This window comes from Coleofasciculus sp. G2-EDA-02 (assembly GCF_040226375.1).
Lineage (GTDB): Bacteria > Cyanobacteriota > Cyanobacteriia > Cyanobacteriales > Coleofasciculaceae > Coleofasciculus.
The window spans coordinates 1-5,084 of the sequence record NZ_JAVKEW010000032.1; the positions used below are offsets into that span (position 1 = coordinate 1).

10 protein-coding genes are annotated in these 5,084 nt (G+C 40.5%); all 10 read right to left on the minus strand.

What is annotated here, in order from left to right; genetic code table 11:
- Positions 1-521 (minus strand): two-partner secretion domain-containing protein (locus tag RLO19_RS03330; protein WP_446353824.1); only part of this gene is annotated, 521 nt, incomplete at its 3' end.
- Entirely contained in the window at positions 518-1,405 is an 888-nt protein-coding gene (locus RLO19_RS03335; RefSeq protein ID WP_446353826.1) for a protein rep, read from the minus strand. The genes RLO19_RS03335 and RLO19_RS03330, both read right to left, overlap by 4 nt.
- 70 nt (positions 1,406-1,475) lie before the next feature.
- Positions 1,476-2,369 (minus strand): hypothetical protein, encoded by an 894-nt coding sequence (locus RLO19_RS03340; RefSeq protein ID WP_446353828.1) that lies wholly within the window; start codon positions 2,367-2,369, stop codon positions 1,476-1,478.
- Positions 2,370-2,608: 239 nt separating this feature from the next.
- Complete coding sequence (locus RLO19_RS03345) at positions 2,609-2,971, minus strand: hypothetical protein (RefSeq protein WP_446353830.1); 363 nt, start codon at positions 2,969-2,971, stop codon at positions 2,609-2,611.
- 84 nt (positions 2,972-3,055) lie between these two features.
- Entirely contained in the window at positions 3,056-3,349 is a 294-nt protein-coding gene (locus tag RLO19_RS03350; RefSeq protein ID WP_446353832.1) for a hypothetical protein, read from the minus strand.
- A gap of 13 nt (positions 3,350-3,362) precedes the next feature.
- Positions 3,363-3,551: a hypothetical protein gene (locus RLO19_RS03355; RefSeq protein ID WP_446353834.1), complete on the minus strand. Its 189-nt coding sequence runs from the start codon at positions 3,549-3,551 to the stop codon at positions 3,363-3,365.
- 5 nt (positions 3,552-3,556) lie between these two features.
- Positions 3,557-3,775, minus strand: coding sequence for a hypothetical protein (locus RLO19_RS03360; protein ID WP_446353836.1), 219 nt, complete (start codon positions 3,773-3,775; stop codon positions 3,557-3,559).
- Between the two features lie 3 nt (positions 3,776-3,778).
- Positions 3,779-3,904, minus strand: a complete 126-nt coding sequence (locus RLO19_RS03365; protein ID WP_446353837.1) for a hypothetical protein — start codon at positions 3,902-3,904, stop codon at positions 3,779-3,781.
- Positions 3,905-4,128: 224 nt separating this feature from the next.
- Entirely contained in the window at positions 4,129-4,437 is a 309-nt protein-coding gene (locus tag RLO19_RS03370; RefSeq protein ID WP_446353838.1) for a hypothetical protein, read from the minus strand.
- A 128-nt stretch (positions 4,438-4,565) separates the two neighbouring features.
- Positions 4,566-5,027: a hypothetical protein gene (locus RLO19_RS03375; RefSeq protein ID WP_446353840.1), complete on the minus strand. Its 462-nt coding sequence runs from the start codon at positions 5,025-5,027 to the stop codon at positions 4,566-4,568.
- Between the last annotated feature and the right edge of the window lie 57 nt (positions 5,028-5,084).

Here is a 5,084-nt window from a genome sequence, read left to right on the forward strand (position 1 = left end):
TCAGCCTGAATTGTCCCTAAATTCAAAATTGGATTGTGAAGACCTGCACCAAATATCAGAAATGTTGGATCACCATTAGATGATTCTATTCCTTGCCCAATCGCAAAAGGTGTAGCAAACCATTCCAGACCAGCATATAAAGGAAAGCCATCATTACCAAACTGTAATGATGTAGCCGTACTCGCATAGAATGCAGCCGGAACATTAATCTGGGCGTGTTGCCCAAAAATGATACCGTTGGGATTGAGAAAATAAAAATCTGGATTGCCTCCAGTAACCTTGATGAATCCATCAATGAAAGATGAATCATTTCCATTGACTCGATTAAAAATATTCTCGGTTTCAGGATTAGCTAAAAAATTAGCCATCTGTTCCTGGGTAAGTCCGAACTGCTCAAATGTATGAAAAATATTCCTACCATTCTCAGACAACACCCCCGCATCAATAACAAACTCTTGCCCTAATTGATTAACTACAGTCGGCTCAACTGGCTGAATTTGAGCTAAGAAAAATGAAATCACGACACAACCCCCAAAGTTAACTTATATCTATCATTCATATAGTCCCAGTCTAGCGAGGCAGGTAAACCACTCTGTTTTAACTCGTCACCAGAGCGACCAATGCGATCAATACGATCTAGTGTTGACTGTTTCACATACCGGGAGACAATACCGCCAACTGTAAGCGATCGCTTTTTATAAAGTTGGTCTGTAAGTTGGTAAAGCCAGTCAGCATCAGAGCTTAAATCCGATGGCTTCACACAATATTTTACTACCTCTAAAATTGCCTTTAAATCACCTCCTTTACAATACTTAGCTTGGCAAACTGACTGATAATCAACCTGCAACGACCGCGCCCAAAGTCGCGACCATTCCATATCATCTAAAAACTGCCTAGGAACCTTACCACCTTGCATAAAAAACATTACATGGTAATGAGGATGAGAATCACCGACCTCAGATAAAGAGCGAGTTACCTCTAGAGCTTTGATATACCCCAAAAATAAACCAGAATAACGCAGGGGAGATAACAAACGATGAAATCCAGAAGTGATCATCTCTAATTCTTCCCTAAGATTATAAACCCAGCAATTTTTAGAGGTTAAAGTTACAAAAATTACATTGACATCATTTTCAAAATATAAACGATGTAACCCCTGAAAAAACTTAGCACGCCATTTTCCAATCTTTGCCCATTGGCAAAGAGGACAGCGCGGACAACGACACCAATGAACATTGTTAATAAACCCTACTAAATCACCATTAACATTTTGACAAGCAAAATCTAAATGTTCAGCACAATTCAAAATTCGTTCAGCGTACTGCTGAAAATCCTCACGCTCACTCATCGCATAATACCCAGCCACCTTAACACTCTGTCGTTTCAGGTCATCTAAACCATCCATTACACACCACTCAAAAAAATTATGCAGTTATTACTTAATTATCAAGTACATAGTATTGGGCTGTCGCCCATTACCAAACCGAGGGGGCTTCGCGGCGGCGCTCCTCAGGCTCCGCGCCCCGCCTGCGGCAAGCCCTACTAGCGGCTTCCGCTATTTGTCGCCATCGGTCAAGAGTCATCTCTACTAGCCCTGAATCAATTTTTTCACTCACAAACACAGTAGATTTCGACCAAGAATCTATCAAAGAACCCTGCATAGAAGGCTTATCCTCCACCCTCAAAAAGCTACCGTAAGCCTTAAATAAAAGTCGATCATAGTACGTCAACTGACCTACAATCACTTTATCAGCTAATCGTACTGAATTAATATTAGCTTTAAAACCTGTTACAGCTCCTGAATTAATTTTTCTCTCATAAGTATCATAATTTTTAGCTGTAAAGATACGGTAGTATTTAGCAACTAATTCAGTGTTTTTGAGCTGGTGGCTGTAACGTGTCGGACAGTCAGCAACTATATAACTGGCTGTTAACTCTCTCAAAGTACGATCAACCTGAGACTGGTATTGGGCGATCCAAAACATCCGCCTAGAGTCGTGACGAATCTGTGCTAAATCTGAAAGAAAATCAAGCGGAATATTTCTAAAGTTTCGACTATTTAGATAAACCCCAGCCTCATCAATCAAATAAAGAGCCCCCTTCTCTTGCATAAACTCACTCAATCGTAACTCAGAACCTTCAGCGCAACTTCTAACTTTTATTCCCCCGTGTAACAGACGACTCAAAAGCCAAGTGTAACCCTGTCCCAAAAAGTAATAGTAGAGAGCTTTTGCATTTAAGCTAAAGTTAGCAACAATATCGAGGTGTAACTCTTCTGCCATCTCAAAACCAGCGGTGAGGGCAATAAAGGTTTTACCAGTACCAGGAAGACCAATTACGCCACTGATAGGTCCAGGAGGAATATACATCAGAATTTCCCCGCAATAATTTTATAAATCTTGTACGGGGCAACTAAACCCAAAACTAATGAGACACTTTGAGCAGATTCTAAAATTATTGACTGTCCAACAAACGGAACCTGATTAGCTAGTTGTTGACTTAATGAAGCTAGGGTTAAGTCAGATGGAGTTGGTGGAAGAATATAACTGAAAGCTGATATACAATTACAGACAAATCGACCAAAAGTTTCCATGTTATTTACTTCACCTCATAACCACAAAACAGCCGAAATTAACATCCCTAAAATTATCGCTGGTTCAATCTTATGAAAAATGTCAACAATCCAGCATAACTCATAATATTTATCCCAAAAAGTTATATTGGGACAACTTAAAACCCCAATAGGAGGACTGGCTAGAAAATCAAATGGGAACTTACGATGATAGTGAGCTTTCACACATGCCCAAATTGTATTAGCATCACCGGGGTTAAACTCCGGTCCTGTTTCAATCTCAACTTCCACCTTAACCTTCCCCTGACAATTACCTACTGGAACCTGAACAACTAAAAACATCGCCGCCAAAAATAAATAGATCAGGGATTTTGTACACAATCGCCAAACGCCATACATATTCATTACCTTAGTTAATGAGAGGAACGGAGGAAAGCTAATAACTTTCCCCCATTAATCAAACAAAACTTAACTCAGGAAAACTTAAAGGTTTCCCAAAACAACCCGCTGGAAAGTGCGACTAGCCGCAGTGAAACCCATAGGAGTTACAACGACTTCAGTAAACAAAGTGGTCAAAGTCGCCAAGGTATTGGCCATCGAATCGATCTTGGCAATCGCATCATCAAAACCATCAGCACGAGCCGCAACTGGCACCGTCGCGATCGCCAGTCCAACAAAGAACGCGAAAACCCAATGATGATACCTTTTAGGAATCAGGTAAAGTGGGTTACATTTCCGAAAAGCTCCAGAAATCGGAGCTAATAATTTACCAACCATAAATTACCTCTCGTTACTTGAAGAAATAAACAGCTAATGCAACCACCGCAACATAGCCCAGATATCCTTGTGATGCAGCAATTCCCCAGTCTAGGGAATCAGAGAAAAAATTGGCTAGGTCACTGGCAGACTGGGAATCCGACATATCAAACCCAAGGAGGGGAAAAACAAACAGGAGGAGAACGAATCCTAATGAACCCATATTTTTTACCTACCAAATAAAACTGATAAAACTGTACCAATTGCAAGTGCTGCAGCCAGAGTAACACCTCCCCAATCAGAAAAATTTTGCTGAGCTTCTGCGAACATTCCCCCAGTGAAACTACTAGGAAGACCCACAGTGCCAGACATTGCATTGCTGTAGCCAGAACATTCTGAAGGACAATCAACACCCGGACAAAGGTTGACACAATCAAAATTATCCATAAATTACCGCCGATAGATAAGGAATTTGAACGCTGCAATACCTGCTAGACCACCAACAAAAACTTTAATTTCTGGCTCAATCTGGTCAATGATATTGCTGTTCAGAAATTGGTCAGGTGTATAAGGCATAGTAAACTCTAAAGCTAGATACAAAGCTAACATCAGTTATTTAGTCCCCTTAACACGGCTCGATTTTTGCTTTAAATTCTTCAAATTGGGTTTTTTATGTGCTTTAGAAGCACGAACGGAAAGATAAAAATTTAATGCGACAAATCCAAGCATCGTAGGGATATACACCGGAGCTATTACCATACCCCAATGAGCCAACCATTTGACAAACTCGAACACACTGCTCACCTCTCAGGAACGACAGAGAAAAATAAATGAAGCAAAACACCGAGTAAAATTGTTTGAACAATATGAATGGCTAAGCCAAACATCTCAGGGCTAAAAAAGATTGAGATAATCTCAGCTTTTGAATCCAGAGATATCGCCGCCTCTAACACTTTCTCTCGGAAATCTTCCGGTACCTCGTGAGACGCCCAGATAAGGCAGTCAGTAAAACTGGAAGAATCTACAGATTTAAGTCCATACTGACAGGTTAAACCGTCAAAGGAGATCTCTATCGCACTAGACAATGTATCTGAAGAAAAGGTAATCATCTAAATTGACCCAAATAGAAATCCAGCCAATTTACAGGCAATTCCAAATCCATAAATTAGTACAAGACAGTTAGAGATGATATCTAGAGCAATATGGGATGATTCAACAAACAGATTAAACTGCTCAATCATGTATCAACTCCCGCTAATTCACTATCTGCCTGAGTCTCCCAAGAACCTAACCCATCGTCATCATCAGTCTGACCAGGCTGTTGGTAAATAAAATAGTTAACGTCGCGACCGTCAAGTTTACGCAGCCCTAAAAACTGATACCAGCTCCCACTATTGTTAGACCCTTGCTGAGTCCAGCCATCTGACGCTAACTCAAAATCACAGATAGACCCCTTGCGAAGCCCCAGGAGTTTAAGGCGTTCCCAAACTGGCAAAGTGACTTTGAACTTAGTGTAAAACTCAAAAAATTTTACGTGCTCGATTGACATCAATTTATCTTTGCTGGCAATCCAGCGACGGGCAGCTAAGGTAATTTGAATTTTATCAGCACTATTCTCAGATTTCTTTTCTGCCCTACAAGCGTCGATAACCTCACAGCCATCAATCCGAACTATATCTAAATGTTTAACATTAGCCACGATTCACCTCTATTTCCACTCAATATCAGATTCAGGAACAGTTAACTCAGTACCTTT

What these genes read in the sequence shown, in the direction of transcription:
- RLO19_RS03335 (WP_446353826.1), bottom strand. Translation starts at nt 1,405, where the DNA reads ATGGATGGTTTAGATGACCTGAAACGACAGAGTGTTAAGGTGGCTGGG.
- RLO19_RS03370 (WP_446353838.1), bottom strand. Translation starts at nt 4,437, where the DNA reads ATGATTACCTTTTCTTCAGATACATTGTCTAGTGCGATAGAGATCTCC.
- RLO19_RS03365 (WP_446353837.1), bottom strand. Translation starts at nt 3,904, where the DNA reads ATGCCTTATACACCTGACCAATTTCTGAACAGCAATATCATTGACCAG.
- RLO19_RS03345 (WP_446353830.1), bottom strand. Translation starts at nt 2,971, where the DNA reads ATGTATGGCGTTTGGCGATTGTGTACAAAATCCCTGATCTATTTATTT.
- RLO19_RS03350 (WP_446353832.1), bottom strand. Translation starts at nt 3,349, where the DNA reads ATGGTTGGTAAATTATTAGCTCCGATTTCTGGAGCTTTTCGGAAATGT.
- RLO19_RS03360 (WP_446353836.1), bottom strand. Translation starts at nt 3,775, where the DNA reads ATGGATAATTTTGATTGTGTCAACCTTTGTCCGGGTGTTGATTGTCCT.
- RLO19_RS03340 (WP_446353828.1), bottom strand. Translation starts at nt 2,369, where the DNA reads ATGTATATTCCTCCTGGACCTATCAGTGGCGTAATTGGTCTTCCTGGT.
- RLO19_RS03355 (WP_446353834.1), bottom strand. Translation starts at nt 3,551, where the DNA reads ATGGGTTCATTAGGATTCGTTCTCCTCCTGTTTGTTTTTCCCCTCCTT.